The following is a 17,510-nucleotide window of genomic DNA, read 5'->3' as shown; positions in this document are numbered from 1 at the left end:
CGTGTCCGGTGATCCACTCAGAGTTCACGCGGACGGAGTCACCGATGGGGTGACGGTTGGCGACGGTGGGGCCGCCATCCCCAGCGGCTCCTGAGCCACCACCGGGCCGGGCAAGGCGATCGCCGGCGGCGCGGCGGATGGCGCGCCGGCGAGCAGGAGCGTGCCGAAGCTCACCTTCGCCCCGGTGAGCGTGCCGTCCGGGGCGTAGCAGTAGATGCCGGCGTCGATGGGCGCGTCGACCGACGCGGTGGTGGTCTCGACGGAGAAGCACGCGCCGCTGGCACCCGGCAAAAGCTGCGCGGTCGAGACGGACAGCGGCGCGGTGCGGTCGGTCAGCACCTTTCGCCAGTCGGTGAACGGGTGCTGCACCCGCGGGTCGATGCCCCGGTCGAGCGCGCCGTCCGGGTCGGCGACCCGCACGCAGGCCGGCTGCACGGGCCGCTCGGCCGAAGGGAGCGCGCACTGGAAGAGGCCTTCGGCGTTTTGCGCGATCGAGACGTCGGCCGTGCCGCCGAGCGCGCCGGACGGCACGTCTACCCGCCAGCTGCCGTCGGCGGCGGAGGTCAGCACGACCGTGCGGTCTGAGCGGCCCGGCGCCGACCAGGTGTAGAGCGCGGTGATCTTGCGGTCCTGTGCGGCCGCCGCGAGCCCGGCGAGCTGCACCCGGGCGTCCGGTGCGCCGGTGGGCGGCGTGGTGATCGGCGCCTCCTGCTCGGGCGCCGGCTCGTCGGAGCCGCACGCGGTCAGTGCGACGAGCCCGAGGAGGGCCGCGGTGCCGGCGATTCCGCGCGTATACACGTTCACATTCTCGTGTCCGGGCCGGGGCGGAGCGGGTGACACGCCGGGCGCGCGCGTGTCCTGCCGGCCGGATGCTGGGATCGCGTGTTCGTACCGTCACAGGGCGCCGGTAACCTGGTGTCGTCTTACGCGGCGCCGCCGGCCTCGGACCGGCGGCGTTGGCACGTAGATGACGATGTGGAAAGGAGCGCGGCTGCCGTGGCACTCGTCGTGCAGAAGTACGGCGGTTCGTCGGTCTCGGACGCGGAGCGGATCAAGCGGGTCGCTGAGCGGATCGTGGCCAGCCGCAAGGCGGGCGACGACGTCGTCGTGGTCGTTTCGGCGATGGGTGACACCACCGACGAGCTGCTCGACCTCGCTCACCAGGTGAGCCCGGTGCCGGCCGGCCGCGAGCTCGACATGCTGCTGACCTCGGGCGAGCGCATCTCGATGGCGCTGCTCGCCATGGCGATCCACAATCTCGGCTTCGAGGCTCGGTCCTACACCGGCTCGCAGGCTGGCGTGATCACCACATCGGTGCACGGCAAGGCGCGGATCATCGACGTGACGCCGGGCCGCCTGCGCGGCGCGCTCGACGAGGGCGCGATCGCGATCGTCGCCGGCTTCCAGGGCGTCTCGCAGGACACCAAAGACATCACCACGCTGGGGCGGGGCGGCTCCGACACCACCGCGGTCGCGCTGGCCGCCGCCCTGCGGGCAGACGTCTGCGAGATCTACACCGACGTCGACGGCGTGTTCACGGCAGACCCGCGGATCGTTGCCAACGCTCGTCACATCAAGCAGATCACGTACGAAGAGATGCTGGAACTGGCCGCATGCGGTGCGAAGGTGCTGCACTTGCGCAGCGTGGAATACGCACGGCGGGCCGGATTGCCCATACATGTCCGCTCGTCGTACTCGCACAACACCGGCACCATGGTCACCGGATCGATGGAGGACCTTCCCGTGGAGCAAGCACTGATCACCGGGGTCGCTCACGACCGTAGCGAGGCGAAGATCACGATCGTCGCCGTTCCGGACGAGCCTGGCGCCGCCGCCCACATCTTCCAGACGGTGGCCGACGCCGAGACCAACATCGACATGATCGTGCAAAACGTCTCTACCGAAGGGACCGGCCGCACCGACATCTCGTTCACCCTGCCGAAGACGGACGGGCCGACCGCGATGGCCGCGCTGAGCAAGGTGCAGGAGAAGGTCAAGTTCAAGGGCCTGCTGTACGACGACCACGTCGGCAAGGTGTCGCTGGTCGGCGCCGGGATGCGCTCGCACCCGGGCGTGGCCGCCAAGTTCTTCGCGTCGCTCGGCGAGGCCGGCGTCAACATCGAGATGATCTCCACATCGGAGATCCGGGTTTCCGTGGTCTGTCGCGACACCGACCTGGACGCCGCCGTGCGCGCTGTGCACGCCGCGTTCGACCTGGGTGGTGCGGAAGAAGCGGTCGTGTACGCCGGGACGGGGAGGTAGGCATGCCGATGCCAACGCTCGCCGTTGTCGGCGCCACCGGTGCGGTCGGCACCGTGATGTGCGATCTGCTCTCCTCCCGCCGCAACGTGTGGGGCGAGATCCGCGTCATCGCCTCCGCCAGGTCGGCCGGCCGCAAGCTCCAGTGTCGTGGCGAGGAGCTGACCGTCCAGGCCCTCACACCCGAGGTGTTCGACGGTGTCGACGTCGCGATGTTCGACGTGCCCGACGAGATCTCCGCCGAGTGGGCGCCGATCGCGGTGTCCCGCGGTGCGGTCGCGGTGGACAATTCCGGCGCGTTCCGGATGGACAAGGACGTGCCGCTGGTCGTCCCGGAGATCAACCCGGAGCAGCTGCGTAACCGGCCCAAGGGCATCATCGCCAACGCCAACTGCACCACGCTCAACATGATCGTGGCGGTCGCTCCGCTCCACCGCGAATATGGCTTGCGCGAGCTGGTGCTCGCCTCGTATCAAGCCGTCTCCGGTGCCGGCCAGGCCGGTGTGGACACGCTGCACGACCAGCTTGCGAAGGTCGCGGGAGATCGGGTGTTGGGAGGGCGTCCGGGCAATGTGCGGCAGGCGGTCGGCGACGACCTCGGCCCGTTCCCGGCGCCGCTCGCGCTCAATGTGGTGCCGTGGGCCGGTTCGCTCAAGGAGGCCGGCTGGTCCTCCGAAGAGCTGAAGATCCGCAACGAGTCGCGCAAGATCCTCGGCCTGCCCGACCTCAAGGTCTCGGCCACCTGCGTGCGGGTGCCGGTGGTGACCGGCCACTCGGTGGCCGTGCACGCGGTCTTCGGCACCGAGGTCGACGCCGAGGGTGCCCGCGAGGCGCTGCGCAACGCGCCCGGCGTGATCCTTGTCGACGACCCGGCGGCGGGCGAGTTTCCGATGCCGATCGACGCGGTCGGCACCGACCCGTCGTGGGTGGGGCGGCTGCGCCGCTCGATGGACGACCCGCGCGCGCTCGACCTCTTCGTCACCGGTGACAACCTGCGCAAGGGCGCCGCGCTTAATACCGCCCAGATCGCCGAGCTGCTCGCCGCCGAGCTGGCGAGCCGCTGAGCAGGGTGCGCGTCACCGGTCGAAGGTAAACAGTCGCTCGCCGGCCGGCAGCTCCGCGGGCGGGCCGTTGTAGACGTGCGCACCGGCGCCGAAGCCCGCTTCGCGGTCGGAAACCCAGAGCGCGCTGAAGCCGGCGGCCTCGAACCAGTCGCAGATCGTCGGCACGAGGTCGGGTGGCTCGCGGTGGCGGGTCCAGACGACGGTGGCGCCCGCCGCGCAGAAGCCGGGCAGGTGGTCGATCGTGCGGTGTATGTCGCCGTCGCTGATGTTGCCGAAGACGCCGCAGACCAGCACGATGTCGGCGGGGACCGCGCCCGCGTAGTTGGCGGTGTCCGCCGCGTCGCCGACGAGCACCTCGATGCCGGCGGGTGCCGGGCGCCGGGCGGCTTCCGCGTTTTGCGGATCGAGCTCGACGAGGCGTCCGGTGACGTCCGTGCGGCGCGGATGGTCGGCGAGCACGCCGAGGATGTCGCGCCCTTGACCGGCGCACATGCTAACCACGCGGATCGGCCCGGGTGGGCGCCGATCGAGGGCAGACCGGATCTGCTGCTGGACGGCATCGAGGCGTCTGGACAGCGACGACGCCGGATCCTCGTACGCCTCGTGCCACCGGACCCAGTCCCTCCCCGCCATAACCCACGACACTAGTGAGCTTTCGCGGTCGGGGGTTGGCGAGCCTGGCCACAATGCACGGTCAAATCCGAGACAGAATTTTTCCCAGGTCCCCGTCAGCTGCGGACCGCATGCTCCCGCGGGCACCGTTCCCGGCCGGCGGCTCGCCAGGGCGAGCCGAAATCCCCGGCCGTCCACTGCCAGGTCCGCGCGACAAGTCCCCCAGGTGAGTTCCACGCCCCTACCTGCAACATCCTGACGCAGCGTTACCAACGTCGGGGGCCGGACTTCGAGATCCACGCCGTGTCACCAAGCGGCGCACCGACCCCGCGGCAGCCATCCGGGAAGGTCCGACCCCCGGTGGGCTTGCGACGCGGACCTGGCAGCGGCCCGCAGCTGACCCGGGCCCGGGGCAAACTCCATCTCGAGGCACACCACGACTGCGTCACCCTCGCAGATCTTGCCCACCGCCAGCTCCCGCAGACACCGCTCCCGGCTCGCGGGGGGAGCCGAAATCCCCGGGCTGAGACCAGCGTCAATAGCGGGATGCGCAATTGGACTATCGTTTGCGGTGACATCGTCGATCATGATCGCGGCCTCGCGGAGAGGAGCAGTGGTTGCCCGCCGACCCGCCTCCTCCGCTGAAAAAGGCCCTCTATTTGCTCGCCGGGGTCTTGGCGACGGTCGCGGTCACGATTTCCACGGGCACGCCCTCCAACCCGTTTCGGTGGGTCGCGCTGGTCATTGGCGCGTTGATTCTGGTCCTTTCCACGACCGGCTTTGTCAGCGCCGGCAAGCCGCCTTCCGAGGGTCCGCCGCGACGGCGGATCGTGACCCGGCGGAGGATCGTGCTGGCCGGGCTGGCCGTGCTGATCACCGGCACCCTTGTCTGGACGGTGGTGCCGCGCGCGCCGGGCTGGGCCGATGCGGCCGGCGTGTGGTGGTCGGGCTGCGACCACCCCACGATGGTGCGGGTGCTCGCGACCCCGGAGGGCCTCGAGTCGACCAGGCGCCTCGCCGACGAGTACCAGCGGCACACGGCGCACGAACACCACGGCTGCCCGGCGGTGCGGATGCACGTCTACGCCGAGCCGCCTGACGAGGCACGCGAGCTGCTCCACAACGGTTGGCCCACTGTGGACGGTGGCGCGTATCCCCGGCCGGACCTCTGGCTGCCCGGCTCCGCTCTGCACGTGAGCGAGGCTCTCGCCGGTTCCACGGATCGTCTCGTGGCAGTGACCACGACGGTGGTGGCCTCGACCCCGATCGTCTTGGCCGTGCCCGCCGGGGAGGCGGCACGCGAGGTCGACGGTGCGCGCCACGGCCGCACATGGTCCGAGCTGATCGAGATGGCGGGCGATCGGGATTGGGGGCTGGCGCGGCCCGACCCGGGCGTCTCGACGGTCGGCCGGCTCGCCACCGTCGCCCTGTACACGAAGGAGGGTCAGCCCGATCGCCTGGCACCCCTCGGCCGGCTGCGGACGGTGGAGCAGCAGCTGGCCCGCGGTCTCGACGAGGGCCACTACACGCTCGGCACCGAGGCGAGCCTGCTGTGCCAGCACCGCAGGGAAGGGGTGTCGCCCACCGCGGTGATCGTGACCGAGCAGGCGATGGTGCGGTTCAACCAGGGCGCCGCACTCGGCGCGCGATGCACCTCTGCCGGCGCCCCGCTGCCCGAGGAGCGGATCCTGACGGCTTTCTACCCGGCCGACACGTTCACTCTCGACCATCCGGTGGTGGCGATCCGCTGGGCCGACACCTCATCCGCCCAGCGGGCGGCGGCGGACGCGTTCACGGCGTGGCTGAAGTCGCCCGGCGGCCGATCCGTCCTCCTCGCGCTGGGCCTGCGCCCGCAGCGCACCACGATCAGCGACCCGGTGAGCCGGCGGTTCGGAGCCGTGCCCGCTCTCGGCTCGGCGCCTAAGGCCCGGGCGCTGCCGGCGGAGCCGACCGTCGAGGCGGTGCTGGAAACCCAGCGGCGCGCCGCCCGCCACAGCCGCGTGCTGCTGGTGCTCGACGCCTCCGGCTCGATGGGCCTCGCGGTGCCCGGCGCCAGAGCGACGCGTTTCGGGGTCGCCGCCGAGGGCGCCAACACCGCGCTGTCCTATCTGGGCGAACGCGACGAGTTCGGCCTGTGGGTCTACCCGGGCACCCCGGGCACCGCGCGCACTCTCGTGCCGATCGGCCCGGCCGGCGCGCCCGCTCGTCGCGACGCCGCCGCCCGCGCGCTCCGCACCGTGCGCCCGGGCGGTCCCACCCCGCTCTACGAGGTGATGCGGCAGGCGGTACGGTCCGTTGGCGCGAGCGACGACAACCGCGCCGCCGCGGTGGTCGTCCTGACCGACGGCCAGGACCAGAACGCGACACTCACCGAGGGCAAGCTCCGTGACGACGCCCGCGCCCGGCAGGTACGCGTCTTCGTGGTGGCCGTCGGCGCGGCGAGCTGTTCGCGTCAGGGCCTGGCCGACCTCGCGGACGGCACCGGCGGCGCCTGCTTCGACTCCGAGCTGAGGAGCATGGACACGGTGCTCGAAGACCTCTTCAGGTCGCTGTGGGGAGGGTCCTGACATGTCGCCCTTTGGCTGGCTGCGGCCCGCCGTACGCAGCGGCCGGCTCTGGTCCGGCTTCGCCGCCGGCGTGGCCGCGGGCACGGCCCTCACGCTGGTCGGCGCCAACTACCTGGCCGATCGCGGCGGCGGCAAGCCGATGGAAGACGGCACGATCGTCATCCTCAGCAGCTTCGACGAGAGCATCGGCAAGCAGCAGCTCGCGCTCGTGGAGCAGTGGAACGCGACGCATCCGAAGCACAAGGCGGAGTTTCGGGAGCTGCGCGGAGTCGCCGACGACCACTACAGCCAAATTGTGGGCCAGGCCGAGGCGAGCAAGAGCGACGTGGACATATTCAGCCTCGACGTGCCCTGGGTGGCCGAATTCGCCGACCGCGGTTTCATCCACGAGATGCCGGTATCCGATGATGAGCTGGACGGCTTTCTCACGCAGCCGTTGGAAACGTGCCGCTGGGCCGGAAAGCTGTGGGCACTGCCCTTCTACACGAATGCCGGCCTGCTCTATTACCGCTCCGACCTCGTCGACGACCTCGAACCGCCTACGGGCTGGTCACAGCTCACCAACTACATCACCGAGGCGTTCGACGCACTCCCGGACGACAAGCAGCCCGCCGCCGGATATGGCGGCCAGCTAGCCGACTACGAAGGCCTCACGGTCAACGCGCTCGAAGCGATCTGGGCGGCCGGCGGAGACGTCGTCGACCGCGGCGGAAACGTGGTCGTCGACTCACCCGAGGCCCGCGAGGGACTGCGCGGTCTCGCCACCGGACTGGCACGCACGAATCCGCAACTCATCGACCGCGAGGCCCGCTCCTACGACGAGGCCGAAACCACCCGGACGTTCCGCGAAGGCCGCCTCCTCTTCATGCGCAACTGGCCGCTCGCCCTCCGCGACCTGGAGACGAGCGAGACCTCGTCCATCAAGTACGACGTGGTGCCACTGCCCGGCCCGAGCGTGCTCGGCGGCCAAAACCTCGCGATCGCCAACAGCACCGACCAGCCGGTGGCCGCCAAGGCGCTGATCCGGTTTCTGACCAGCCCTCGCAGCCAACAGATCCTCTTCGAACGCGGAGGCTTCGCCGCGACCCGCGAGCTCGTCTATCACGACGGCAGCGTCAAGGAGCGGTACCCGTACGCGCAGACGCTGCTGTCCGCCCTGCGCATCGCCCGCCCCCGCCCGGTGACACCGCATTACGCGCAATTCAGCAGGACGTTCCGGGCCGGCGTAAACGAGGCGCTGGACAACGACGGCGAGCTGCCCGACGACTTCACGTCGCGTCTGGACGCCGCGCTCGACGGCCGCAGTTAGGCCTCCAGGGCGGCGAGGTCGCGCTCGGCGTAGCGGCGGTGCTCCCACTCCTCGTTGAGCACCACCAGCAGGCATTCGCGGACCGGGTAGCTGCGCGGCTCCGGCCAACCCGGCCCCTCGACCGGCTTGGTGTGGCCATCCAGCGTCTCGGCGGTAAGCCCGTCGACGAACCGGCGGACCGACGACATCCGATCGCGACGCAGCTCCAGGACCGTGTCGAGTGAGGGCCGGACGGTACGGTCACGCGGCACGCCAGGTGTGTCAGGCATCTCGTCCCACGGCAGATCGAGCGGATGCCAGGGCGACGGATCGCCGAGGATCGCCCGCCGGACCCAGGAGTCGGTGGCAAAGGCAAGGTGGCGCAGCGTCTCGATGAACGACCACTCGCCGCCGACCGACTCGTGCAGCAACGCCGGATCGAGCTTGCGCGCCCGCTCCACGGTGCCTTGCCACAGCCGCTCGACGATGTCCCACGCCTCCCGGAAGCCGGCCGGATCGGTGGGCCGCATCTTGGCGCGTTCCGGGTCGCGGCGGTCCAACTCCGCGTCCACCAACGGGGCGATGTCGACACCGTTGATCGTCAGGCCCTGGATGTCGCCGTAGATGTCCGCGTCGACAAGGTCGACATTCTTCATCTCGACCCTGCTGAGATCGACGGCGCGGAACCGGGCGCCGCTCAGGTCGACGGTGCGGAAGTCAGAGCCGCTGAGGTCGACCCGCCCGAAGCGCGAGTCACGCATGTCGGCGCGCTGGAAGTCAGCCATGGAGGCACGCTAGCCCTGGTTTAGGACGAACGACTGCCGGAAAGGTCCAGAACAGGGCTTCATTGCCCGCGTCCGCGTCAGCTGAAGACCGTTCGCTCCCGCGGGCACCGCTCCGGCCGGCGGCTCGCAGGGCTCGCCGAGATCCCCGGCCTCCGCTGCCGGGTCCGCCGTTCAAGCCCGTCCGGGCAGAGCCAGGATCGTGACCACGGGTCGCGGTCCCGTCACGTCTGGCCATGAAGGCTTTGGTTCGATAAGAAATTGGCTACCGCGATGTTCGTCGTGGTCCAGGCCTCTGGTCCGCTGCTCCCGCGGCTCACCCTCGCGTTTGGACGCGGTCACCCCTCTGCCTCGGCGGATGCGCGGGCCCGTCGCGACGCGGTGCAGCGGTGTTTGTCCACAATGCCTGTTGCTGAACAGGCGACGAGAGATCGAGAACAGGGCTTCGTCCCCCTGGGTAACCGCCGCCGCCGTGCGCGCCGCTCAAGATTCGAGAATTTCTCACCTGAGCCTGCTGACGCTGCGTCACAGACAGCGGCCGGCGAGGCCGGCCCACCCTGTGCGGGCGGGCATGGTCTTGCACCGCGGGCCCGGCAGTGGACGGCCGGGGGTTTCGGCTCGGTCTACGAGCCGCCGGTCGGGAGCGGTGCCCGCGGGAGCAAACGGCCTACAGCTGACGCGGACGTGGGCAAATCTGTCTCCGGGTGTTTCACGAAGGGCGAGACACACTGACCAACCGCTCCCCCGGGGCCGGCAAAGCCCGCCAACGTTTGTAGACGCCCGGCTAGACGTACGACCCGGGTTCGCTTGGTGCGGAGACCACGCTTGGGGCCTCGCCCTCGTCGCCGGGGCGGACCAGCTGCACCTTCACCTCGTGCGCCCGCAGTGCGCCCGAGGCGATCTGCTCCGCCCAGTGGCAGGCCACCTTCGTGCCGCCGATGTCGCGCAGCACTGGCCGCTCGTCGGCGCAGCGGGTGGGCTGGGCCCATGGGCAGCGGGTGTGAAAGCGGCAGCCGTGCGGTGGGTTGGCCGGGGAGGGGAGATCGCCGGCGAGCAGGATCCGTTCGCGGCGGTCTTCGATCTCCGGGTCGGGCACCGGCACGGCGGACATCAGCGCGCGCGTGTACGGGTGCAGCGGCTCGCGGTACAGCCGGTCACTCGGCGCCTCCTCGACCAGCGCGCCAAGGTACATCACGCCGACCACGTCGGAGATGTGGCGCACCACGGCGAGGTCGTGCGCGATCACCAGGTAGGTCAGGCCCAGCTCCTCCTGGAGCTCGTCGAGGAGGTTGATGACCTGGGCCTGGATCGAGACGTCGAGCGCGGAGACCGGCTCGTCGGCCACGATCAGCTCCGGTCCGAGCACCAGCGCGCGGGCGATGCCGATCCGCTGCCGCTGGCCGCCGGAGAACTCGTGCGGGTAGCGGGACAGCGCCCAGTGTGGCAGGCCGACCGCGTCCAGGGTCTTGTTGATGATCTCGCGTCGCTCGGTGCGGCCGGCGCCGATGCCGTGTGCGCCAAGGCCTTCGGTGAGGATCGACTCGACGTTTTGCCGGGGGTCCAGGCTCGACATCGGGTCTTGGAAGATCATCTGCATGCGCCGCCGCATGCCGCGCATCTTGGCGGCCGGCAGCTTGGTCAGCTCCACGCCGTCAAACCGCACCTCGCCCGCGGTCGGCGGGGTGAGCTGGAGGATCGCCCGGCCGAGCGTGGACTTGCCGCAGCCCGACTCGCCGACGAGGCCGTACGTCTGGCCGCGCGGGACGGTCAGGTCGACGCCGTCGACGGCCTTCACGTGGCCGACCACCCGGTCGAAGAACACACCCGTGGTGATCGGGAAGTGCACCTTGAGGCCGCGCACCTCCACCAGCGTTTCGGTCATGACTGTGCCTTCTCTGGCGACGGCGGAGGGACCGGGTTGACGCACCGGTACTCGTGCCCGGTGTGCGTGGGGATCATCGGGGGCGGCTCGCCGACGCAGGCGTCGACCCTGCGGTCGCAGCGGGGCGCGAAGGCACAGCCGTCCGGCCACGGCAGCACGTCGCGCACGGAGCCGCGGATCGGCGTGAGTTTTTCGCCGCGGCCCGCGTCGAGACGCGGGATCGACCCCAAGAGGCCCACCGTGTACGGGTGCCGCCGCTCGGCGAACAGCTCCTTGCGGCGCGCGGTCTCGACCACCCGGCCGGCGTAGAGCACATTGATCGTGTCGCACATGCCGGCGACCACGCCCAGGTCGTGCGTGATCATCATGAGCGCGGTGCCCGAGTCGCGTACCAACTCCTTGAGCAGCTCCAGGATCTGGGCCTGGATGGTGACGTCGAGCGCGGTGGTGGGCTCGTCCGCGATGAGCAGCCGGGGCTGGCAGGCCACCGCCATCGCGATCAGCGCGCGCTGCCGCATACCGCCGGAGAGCTGGTGCGGGTACTCCTTCAGGCGCCGCTTCGGGTCGGGGATGCCGACCCGGTCGAGCAGCTCCGCGGCCTCCTTGCGGGCGGCGTCGCCACTCATGTCGCGGTGGCGGACCAGCACCTCGGTGACCTGGATGCCGATCGGGAGGACCGGGTTGAGCGAGGAGAGCGGGTCCTGGAAGACCATCGCGATGTCGCGGCCGCGCACGTCGCGCATCGACCTCTGGTCGAGCGCGAGCAGGTCGGTGCCGTCGAAGTCGGCTGATCCACGGACCTCGACGCCGCGCTGCCGGGGCAGCAGCCCCATCAGGGCCAGCGACGTCACGCTCTTACCGCAGCCGGACTCGCCGACCAGGCCGACCACCTCGCCAGCGTCCACATTGAACGAGACGCCGTCGACCGCGTGCACGGTGCGCTGGCCCCGCCGGGCGAAGGTGACCGACAGGTCCTTTACATCGAGAAGCGCCATCGGTCACCTCACCTCCGCAGCTTGGGGTCGAGGGCTTCGCGCATCGCCTCGCCGAGGAGCGTGAAGCCCAGCGCCGTGATGATGATGCCGAGTGCGGGGTAGATCGCCAGCCCGGGGCGCACGTCGAGATAGACCTGCGCGTCGGCGAGCATCAGGCCCCACTCCGGCTGGGTCGAGTCGGGGTTGCCGAGGCCGAGGAACGACAGCGCCGCGACCTCGATGATGGCCGTGGCGAGCGTGAGGGTCGCCTGGACGATCACCGGCGCCAGGGAGTTCGGCACGATGTGGCTGATCGCGATCTTCGAGTTGCGCACACCGAGCGAGCTGGCCGCCAGCACGTAGTCGCGGTTGGCCTGCGCGATCATCGACCCGCGCAGGAGGCGGGCGAAGATCGGCACCGACACCATGCCGACCGCGATCATCACGGTGACGAGACTCGGCCCGAGCAACGCCGCCACGCTCACCGCGAGCAGCAGGCCCGGCAGCGAGAGGAGCATGTCGATGAACCGCATCAGGACGCTGTCGACAAGCCGGCCCCACCGGCCGCCGAGGCCGGCCGCGGCGCCGGCGACGCCGCCGATCAGCACGCCGATCGTCAGGCCGATGAGCGTGGAGATGATGCCCACGATCAACGTCTGCCGGGCGCCCACGATCAGCCGGCTGAACTCGTCGCGTCCCTGGTGGTCGTACCCGAGCCAGTGCTCCGCCGACGAACCCGGGATCGAACCAGGCTTGATCACGCCTTCGCGGATGCCCGACTGGTCGACCGGGTCGTACGGAACCAGGAACGGTCCTACGACGGCGACCAGCACGAAGATCGCCAGAATCGCGGCGCCCACGATGGCCGCGGGGTTACGCCGCAGCCGCCGCATCGCCTCCCGCCAGAGGCTGACGCCCTGCTCGTCGTCACGTACGGCGGACAGCTCGGAGAGCCGGTCCAGCTTTTCTTTCTTCTTGCCGGGAGCAAGTGTCATCGGACCCTCACCCTCGGGTCGATCAGGCTGTACGAGATGTCGACCAACAGGTTCACCAGCGCGAAGATCACCGCGATGATCATGATGAAGCCCATCAGCACCGGGTAGTCCAGGTTGCTGATCGCGTCCTTGATGAACGAGCCGATCCCGCTGAACGCGAAGACCGTCTCGGTCAGCACCGCGCCGGAGAGGAGGAGGCCGGTCAGGAGGCCGATCGAGGTGGCCACCGGCAGCATCGCGTTGCGCAGCACGTGGCGGCGGCGCACGGTGCGCTCGGTCAGGCCCTTTGCCTCAGCGGTGCGCACGAAGTCTTCGCCGAGCACCTCGAGCACGCTCGCCCGGGTGATCCGCACGATGATCGCGAGCGGGATGCTCGCCAGCGCGATGCCGGGCAGGACCAGATGCCAGATCGCGTCGCCGGCCGCATCCCACTCCCGGGTGAGGAGGCCGTCGAGCACGAAGAAGTTTGTGATGTGGGTGGCCTCGATCGTCGGGTCCTGCCGGCCGATCGTGGGGAACCAGCCGAGGTTTTCCGCGAAGATCGCCTTCAGCACGTACGCCAGGAAGAAGATCGGTATGCAGGTGCCGAGCAGCGAACCGCCCACCGAGGCCTGGTCGAGAAACGAGCCGCGGCGGCGGGCGGCGAGGTAGCCGAGCGGGATGCCCAGGCCGATCGCGATGACCATGGCCGTGACGGTCAGCTCGACGGTGCCGGGGAAGCGCTGTAGGAATTCGGTGGTCACCGCGCGCTTCGTGGAAATCGACGTGCCCAGGTCGAGCTGGACGAGCCGTTTCACGAAGCGGCCGTACTGGATGAATATCGGCTCGTTCAGACCCAGGCTTTCCCGGATCGCGGCGCGCGACTCGGGTGTGCCGCGCTCACCGAGGAGCGCGGTCTCCGGACCGCCCGGCAGGCGGTGCAGCCAGATGAAGAGCAGGATCGAGAGGCCGAACAGCGTGGGTACCAGCTGCAACAGCCGTCTGACGATGAATCGGAACACGGGCGCCTCGGCGGTTGAAGAGGGCCGCGCGGGCGGGCACCTGGTGAGTGCCCGCCCACGCGTTCCTATCTATATGTTTCAGGACTTGAACTCGGCGGTGGCGTACCGCTCATCCGTGAGCGGGCTGGCCTTGACGCCGGTCACGTCCTTACCGAGGACAAGGGCGGGAGGCGAGTGGGAGATCGGCACGCCGGGCAGGAAGTTCATGATGTCGGCGTTGAGCTCCTTGTAGAGCGCGTACCGCGCGGTCGCGTCCGCGGTGCTGTCAGCCTGCGCGAACTTGTCGAACAGGGCCTTGTTGTTGAAGCCCCACTCGTCCTTCGGGCGGCCGAAGAAGGTGCCGATGAAGTTGTAGCCGTCGCCGTAGTCACCGGTCCAGCCCAGCAGGTGCAGGTCGTGCTTGCTGCCCGAGGTGGTGGTGTTGAGGTAGTCCGGCGTCCACTTCAGCGGGATGCCCTCCACCTTGATGCCGGCGGCCGTCAGGTCGGCCGAGAGGAGCTCGAAGATGTCCTTCGGGTTCGGCATGTACGGCCGGGTGACCTCGGTCGGGTAGTGGAAACGCAGCGTCAGGTTGGACGCGCCGGCCTCGGCCAGCAGCTGCTTGGCCTTGTCCAGGTTGTAGTCGTACTTGGTGACCTGGTCGTTGTAGCCCTCCACCGTGGGCGGCATGAAGTTTGCCGCCACCTCGGCGCCCGGCGGCATCTTCGAGTCGACGAGGGCCTTGCGGTTCAACGCGTACGCGATCGCCTGGCGCACCCGGAGGTCAGCGAGCTTCGGGTTGCCCTTCTGGTTGATGGCCAGATAGAGGATGTTGAACGCCGGCCGGGTCAGCACGTTGAAGCCCTCACCCTTGAGCGGCTCGACGTCGGCGGGACCGACCAGGTCGTAGCCCTGGATGTCGCCGGAACGCAGCGCCTGCTTGCGCGCGTTTTCGTCGGAGATCGTGCGGAAGACCAGCGTCTTGAGCTTCGCCTTGGTGCCCCAGTAGTCGTCGTTGCGCTCGATCGTCAGCGTCTTGTCCGCGACGTTCCACGACTTGAACTTGAACGGCCCGGTGCCGGTCGGGTGCTCGGTCGCGTACGACGGGTACTTGATGTCGTCGGCGGTGCCGCTGATGTTGCTGGCGTCGAACTCCTGGAGCGCCTTCGGGCTGCTGATCGAGAACGAGGGCAGCATCAGGGCGGCCGGGATCTTGCTGGACACCGCCGTGAACGCGAGGTCGACGGTCGTCGCGTCCTTGGCCGTGCACGACTTGAAGAGGCTCGGCGGAAGGTCGGGGTTTTCGTTCTTGGCGAAGCCGCCCATGACGTCCTGCCAGTAGGCGGTGACGTCCGCGCTCTGCATCAGGCCCGTGGAGTTGTACCACCGGTTGAAGTTGACGCAGACGGCCTCGGCATTGAAGTCCGTACCATCGTGGAACTTCACCCCGGACCGGAGCTTGAAGGTCCAGACGGTGCCGGTGGAGTCCGGCGTCCAACTCTCGGCCAGACCGGGGGTGACCTTCGTGCCGCCCTCCTCGGGCTTGACCAGGGTCTCGTACATCTGGCGGGCGACACGCAGCGACTCACCGTCGCTGGCGAGGGCCGGGTCGAGCACCTTGGGATCTCCGGCGGTGCCGAAGACCAGGGTGTCTTTGGTGCTCTGGCCAGAGCCCTCATCGCCGCGATCGCTCTCGGCACAGCCGGCTACCGCGAGGGCCGCGACCGCAACGACCGCGATAGCGGCCTTGGGCCTTGCTGCACGCATGGTGCTTCACCTCGTCCTTGGGGTACGGACATACGCGGTGACGGGGGTCACCGATGGCGCGACACTAGCGGGCTGTCTCACTAGCCGGAAACCAGCCGATAAGGGGTTGGTACCGGATCGTGTCCTTGCGGCCACGCTCGACGCACAGAAGATCGACATCGTGTAAGCAAACGGGCCGTTTGTCCTGGTTTACTCGATGCCAAGTTGTTACATGCCGAAAGCGTTTCGGCGGCGCGGTGTCAGATGGCGCGGCACGGTGCGAGATGGCGCAGCGGGGGTGTCAGATGGCGCGGCGCCCTTCGAATGCTCGGCCCAGAGTGATCTCGTCTGCGTACTCGAGGTCGCCACCGACCGGGAGGCCGCTCGCGAGCCGGGTGACCGAGATGCCCATCGGCTTGACCATCAGCGCGAGGTAGGTGGCCGTCGCCTCGCCCTCGGTGTTGGGGTCGGTGGCGAGGATCAGCTCCTTGACCTCGCCACTGCTCAGCCGCGCCATCAGCTCGCGGATGCGCAGGTTGTCCGGACCGATGCCCTCCAGCGGATTGATCGCCCCGCCGAGCACGTGGTAGCGCCCGCGGAACTCACCGGTCCGCTCGATCGCCACCACGTCTTTGGGCTCCTCGACCACGCACAGCACCTCGTCGGTGCGGCGCGGGTCGCGGCAGATCCGGCACTGCTCGGACTCGGCCACGTTGTAACAGGTCGTGCAGAAGCGCACGAGCTCCTTGACCTTCCGCAGCGCGGTGGCCAGGCGGGTGACGTCCGCCGGATCGGCGGAGAGGATGTGAAACGCGATCCGCTGGGCACTCTTCGGACCCACGCCGGGGAGCCGACCCAACTCGTCGATCAGGTCCTGGATAGCGCCTTCGTACATGCTGCCCTGGTCTTAAAAGCCCGGCAGGCCGAGGCCGCCCATGCCGCCCGCGACCGGTCCCATCTTCTGCTCGGTCAGCTTGCGCACCGCGTCATTGGCGCTGTGCAGAGCCGCCAGCACGAGATCTTCGAGCGTCTCGACGTCGTCGGGGTCGACCGCCTTGGGGTCGATCTTCACCGACTTGACCTCACCGGAACCGGCGATCGTGACGGTCACCAGGCCACCGCCGGCGGTGCCCGTCACCTCGGCCTCGGCCAGCTCCGCCTGTGCCTCGGCGAGCTGCTGCTGCATCTTCTGCGCCTGCTGCATTAGCTGTTGCAGGTTGGGCTGTCCACCGGGACGCATCGCCGTCTCCTCGTGTGTTCGACTGCGTGTCAGCCTAATGCGGCCCGCGGCCGCCTCGTGGCGGCGGGCTCTAGACCTCGCCGATCTTTTCGGCGCCGAAGGTCTGCTGTAACAACTGCATGGCCTGCTGCTCACTGCTCTGGCGGGCGGTGCGCTCGTCGACGACCTCGTCGGTCGGCTCGTCGCCGGGGTCGAAACCCTCGTACGCGGCCGCCGCCGGGGGCGCGCTCACTGCCGCGGCGCCCGGCCGTGGGCTGTCGTAATCCGGGTCGTAGGGAGGCTCACCCGCCCAGGTGGTGTCGGCCGTCGGAGCCGCAGGGGTACGCGCGCCACGTCCCGCCGCCGCGGCGCGTGCCGCGGCGAGCCCGTTGGACTCCGCCCGTGCCGCGGGCGACGGCGCCTCCGGCGCGTTGTCGGCTTTGGCGGCTCCGCCCCCGGGGCGCGCCGGCTCGGGCCACTCTTCGGTCTGGGCGGGCTTTGGGGCTGGGGCTGGTTTTTGGTCCACGGGTGCGGCGGGTCGAGTGGGCTGCGGCGCGGCGGCGGGGCGCGAATCGCCGGCGACCTCGCAGCGCAGCTCCCAGCGGACGCCGAGCACCTCGTAGATGGCATCGCTGAGCACGCTGGTTTCCTTGGCCATCATCGACGCGAGCGCCGACGACTGGAACGTCAACACCAGCACGTCACCGTCGAGGTCGCGCACCGTCGCATTGCGGGCGAGCGCGGCGATCCGCTTCTTACGGCTATTGACCATGCCGAGGATCTCGTCCCACGCCCGGCGCACGCCGGCGACGTCGAGCTGGGCGGGCGGGCTGCTGCCCGGACGCTCCGGCTCGGGCGTGGCCGGGTCGTCCATGACCGCCAGAGGCCTTTCCACCTCTCGCGCTGGTGGGGTGGCTTCTGACCGGGGTGGTGTGGCGGCGGGCCCGGTTGGGGTTGCGGCTGGCACGGGTGCCGTCGCGGTCGGCGCGGCGGCTGGCCGGGGTGGCGTCGCGCTCGGCGTGGCGGCCGGCGCGGGTGGCGTCGCGGTCGGCGCGGGTGGCGTGGCGGCCGGCGCGGGTGGCGCTGAGGCCGGCGCGGGTGGCGCTGAGGCCGGCGCGGGTGAGATCGGAAGAGGGTCGTGT

The 17,510-nt window shown here is 69.8% G+C and carries 16 protein-coding genes; 5 read left to right on the top strand and 11 right to left on the bottom strand.

Annotated elements, in window-relative coordinates; all coding sequences use genetic code 11:
* Nucleotides 1–24 precede the first annotated feature (24 nt).
* Nucleotides 25–798: a hypothetical protein gene (locus ACTMTJ_RS24205; protein WP_441220004.1), complete on the bottom strand. Its 774-nt coding sequence runs from the start codon at nt 796–798 to the stop codon at nt 25–27.
* 198 nt (nt 799–996) lie between these two features.
* On the opposite strand from ACTMTJ_RS24205, the gene ACTMTJ_RS24200 reads away from it, so the two are divergent.
* Both ACTMTJ_RS24200 and ACTMTJ_RS24195 read left to right on the top strand, forming a co-directional pair.
* Nucleotides 997–2,262: an aspartate kinase gene (locus ACTMTJ_RS24200; protein ID WP_441220003.1), complete on the top strand. Its 1,266-nt coding sequence runs from the start codon at nt 997–999 to the stop codon at nt 2,260–2,262.
* A 2-nt stretch (nt 2,263–2,264) separates the two neighbouring features.
* The gene (locus tag ACTMTJ_RS24195; RefSeq protein WP_441220002.1) at nt 2,265–3,323 is read left to right on the top strand and encodes an aspartate-semialdehyde dehydrogenase; all 1,059 of its coding nucleotides are present in this window, start codon (nt 2,265–2,267) and stop codon (nt 3,321–3,323) included.
* A 12-nt stretch (nt 3,324–3,335) separates the two neighbouring features.
* Here ACTMTJ_RS24195 and ACTMTJ_RS24190 read toward each other — a convergent pair whose 3' ends face one another.
* Nucleotides 3,336–3,956: an SAM-dependent methyltransferase gene (locus ACTMTJ_RS24190; protein ID WP_441220001.1), complete on the bottom strand. Its 621-nt coding sequence runs from the start codon at nt 3,954–3,956 to the stop codon at nt 3,336–3,338.
* A gap of 596 nt (nt 3,957–4,552) precedes the next feature.
* Between ACTMTJ_RS24190 and ACTMTJ_RS24185 the strand changes: the two genes are divergently transcribed.
* Nucleotides 4,553–6,502, top strand: a complete 1,950-nt coding sequence (locus ACTMTJ_RS24185; RefSeq protein ID WP_441220000.1) for a substrate-binding domain-containing protein — start codon at nt 4,553–4,555, stop codon at nt 6,500–6,502.
* 1 nt (nt 6,503) lies between these two features.
* Nucleotides 6,504–7,811, top strand: a complete 1,308-nt coding sequence (locus tag ACTMTJ_RS24180) for an extracellular solute-binding protein (protein ID WP_441219999.1) — start codon at nt 6,504–6,506, stop codon at nt 7,809–7,811.
* Here the strand turns inward: ACTMTJ_RS24180 and ACTMTJ_RS24175 are convergent.
* The 9 genes from ACTMTJ_RS24175 to ACTMTJ_RS24135 form a co-directional block, all read right to left on the bottom strand.
* Nucleotides 7,808–8,575: a DinB family protein gene (locus ACTMTJ_RS24175; RefSeq protein WP_441219998.1), complete on the bottom strand. Its 768-nt coding sequence runs from the start codon at nt 8,573–8,575 to the stop codon at nt 7,808–7,810. The two genes, ACTMTJ_RS24180 and ACTMTJ_RS24175, sit on opposite strands and share 4 nt — an antisense overlap.
* A 781-nt stretch (nt 8,576–9,356) precedes the next feature.
* The gene (locus tag ACTMTJ_RS24170) at nt 9,357–10,454 is read right to left on the bottom strand and encodes an ABC transporter ATP-binding protein (RefSeq protein WP_441219997.1); all 1,098 of its coding nucleotides are present in this window, start codon (nt 10,452–10,454) and stop codon (nt 9,357–9,359) included.
* Nucleotides 10,451–11,449, bottom strand: a complete 999-nt coding sequence (locus ACTMTJ_RS24165; protein ID WP_441219996.1) for an ABC transporter ATP-binding protein — start codon at nt 11,447–11,449, stop codon at nt 10,451–10,453. Before ACTMTJ_RS24165 ends, ACTMTJ_RS24170 begins: the two co-directional genes overlap by 4 nt.
* An 8-nt stretch (nt 11,450–11,457) precedes the next feature.
* The gene (locus ACTMTJ_RS24160; RefSeq protein ID WP_441219995.1) at nt 11,458–12,423 is read right to left on the bottom strand and encodes an ABC transporter permease; all 966 of its coding nucleotides are present in this window, start codon (nt 12,421–12,423) and stop codon (nt 11,458–11,460) included.
* The gene (locus ACTMTJ_RS24155; RefSeq protein ID WP_441219994.1) at nt 12,420–13,424 is read right to left on the bottom strand and encodes an ABC transporter permease; all 1,005 of its coding nucleotides are present in this window, start codon (nt 13,422–13,424) and stop codon (nt 12,420–12,422) included. The genes ACTMTJ_RS24160 and ACTMTJ_RS24155 overlap by 4 nt, the downstream gene beginning before the upstream one ends.
* Before the next feature lie 78 nt (nt 13,425–13,502).
* Nucleotides 13,503–15,170 (bottom strand): ABC transporter substrate-binding protein, encoded by a 1,668-nt coding sequence (locus ACTMTJ_RS24150; protein ID WP_441219993.1) that lies wholly within the window; start codon nt 15,168–15,170, stop codon nt 13,503–13,505.
* Between the two features lie 280 nt (nt 15,171–15,450).
* Nucleotides 15,451–16,044 carry a recombination mediator RecR gene (gene recR, locus ACTMTJ_RS24145; protein ID WP_441219992.1) on the bottom strand — a complete coding sequence of 198 codons (594 nt, stop codon included), beginning with the start codon at nt 16,042–16,044 and terminating at the stop codon, nt 15,451–15,453.
* A 12-nt stretch (nt 16,045–16,056) separates the two neighbouring features.
* Nucleotides 16,057–16,389: a YbaB/EbfC family nucleoid-associated protein gene (locus ACTMTJ_RS24140; protein WP_441219991.1), complete on the bottom strand. Its 333-nt coding sequence runs from the start codon at nt 16,387–16,389 to the stop codon at nt 16,057–16,059.
* A gap of 70 nt (nt 16,390–16,459) precedes the next feature.
* Nucleotides 16,460–17,242: a hypothetical protein gene (locus tag ACTMTJ_RS24135; RefSeq protein WP_441220213.1), complete on the bottom strand. Its 783-nt coding sequence runs from the start codon at nt 17,240–17,242 to the stop codon at nt 16,460–16,462.
* A 37-nt stretch (nt 17,243–17,279) separates the two neighbouring features.
* Between ACTMTJ_RS24135 and ACTMTJ_RS24130 the strand changes: the two genes are divergently transcribed.
* On the top strand, nt 17,280–17,510 hold a 231-nt coding region (locus tag ACTMTJ_RS24130; protein WP_441219990.1), incomplete at its 3' end, for a hypothetical protein.

This window comes from Phytohabitans sp. LJ34, assembly GCF_052068095.1.
In the GTDB taxonomy this organism is placed as follows: Bacteria; Actinomycetota; Actinomycetes; order Mycobacteriales; family Micromonosporaceae; genus Phytohabitans.
The sequence above is the reverse complement of the archived record's forward strand: the minus strand, read 5'-3'. Positions and strand labels throughout refer to the sequence as shown.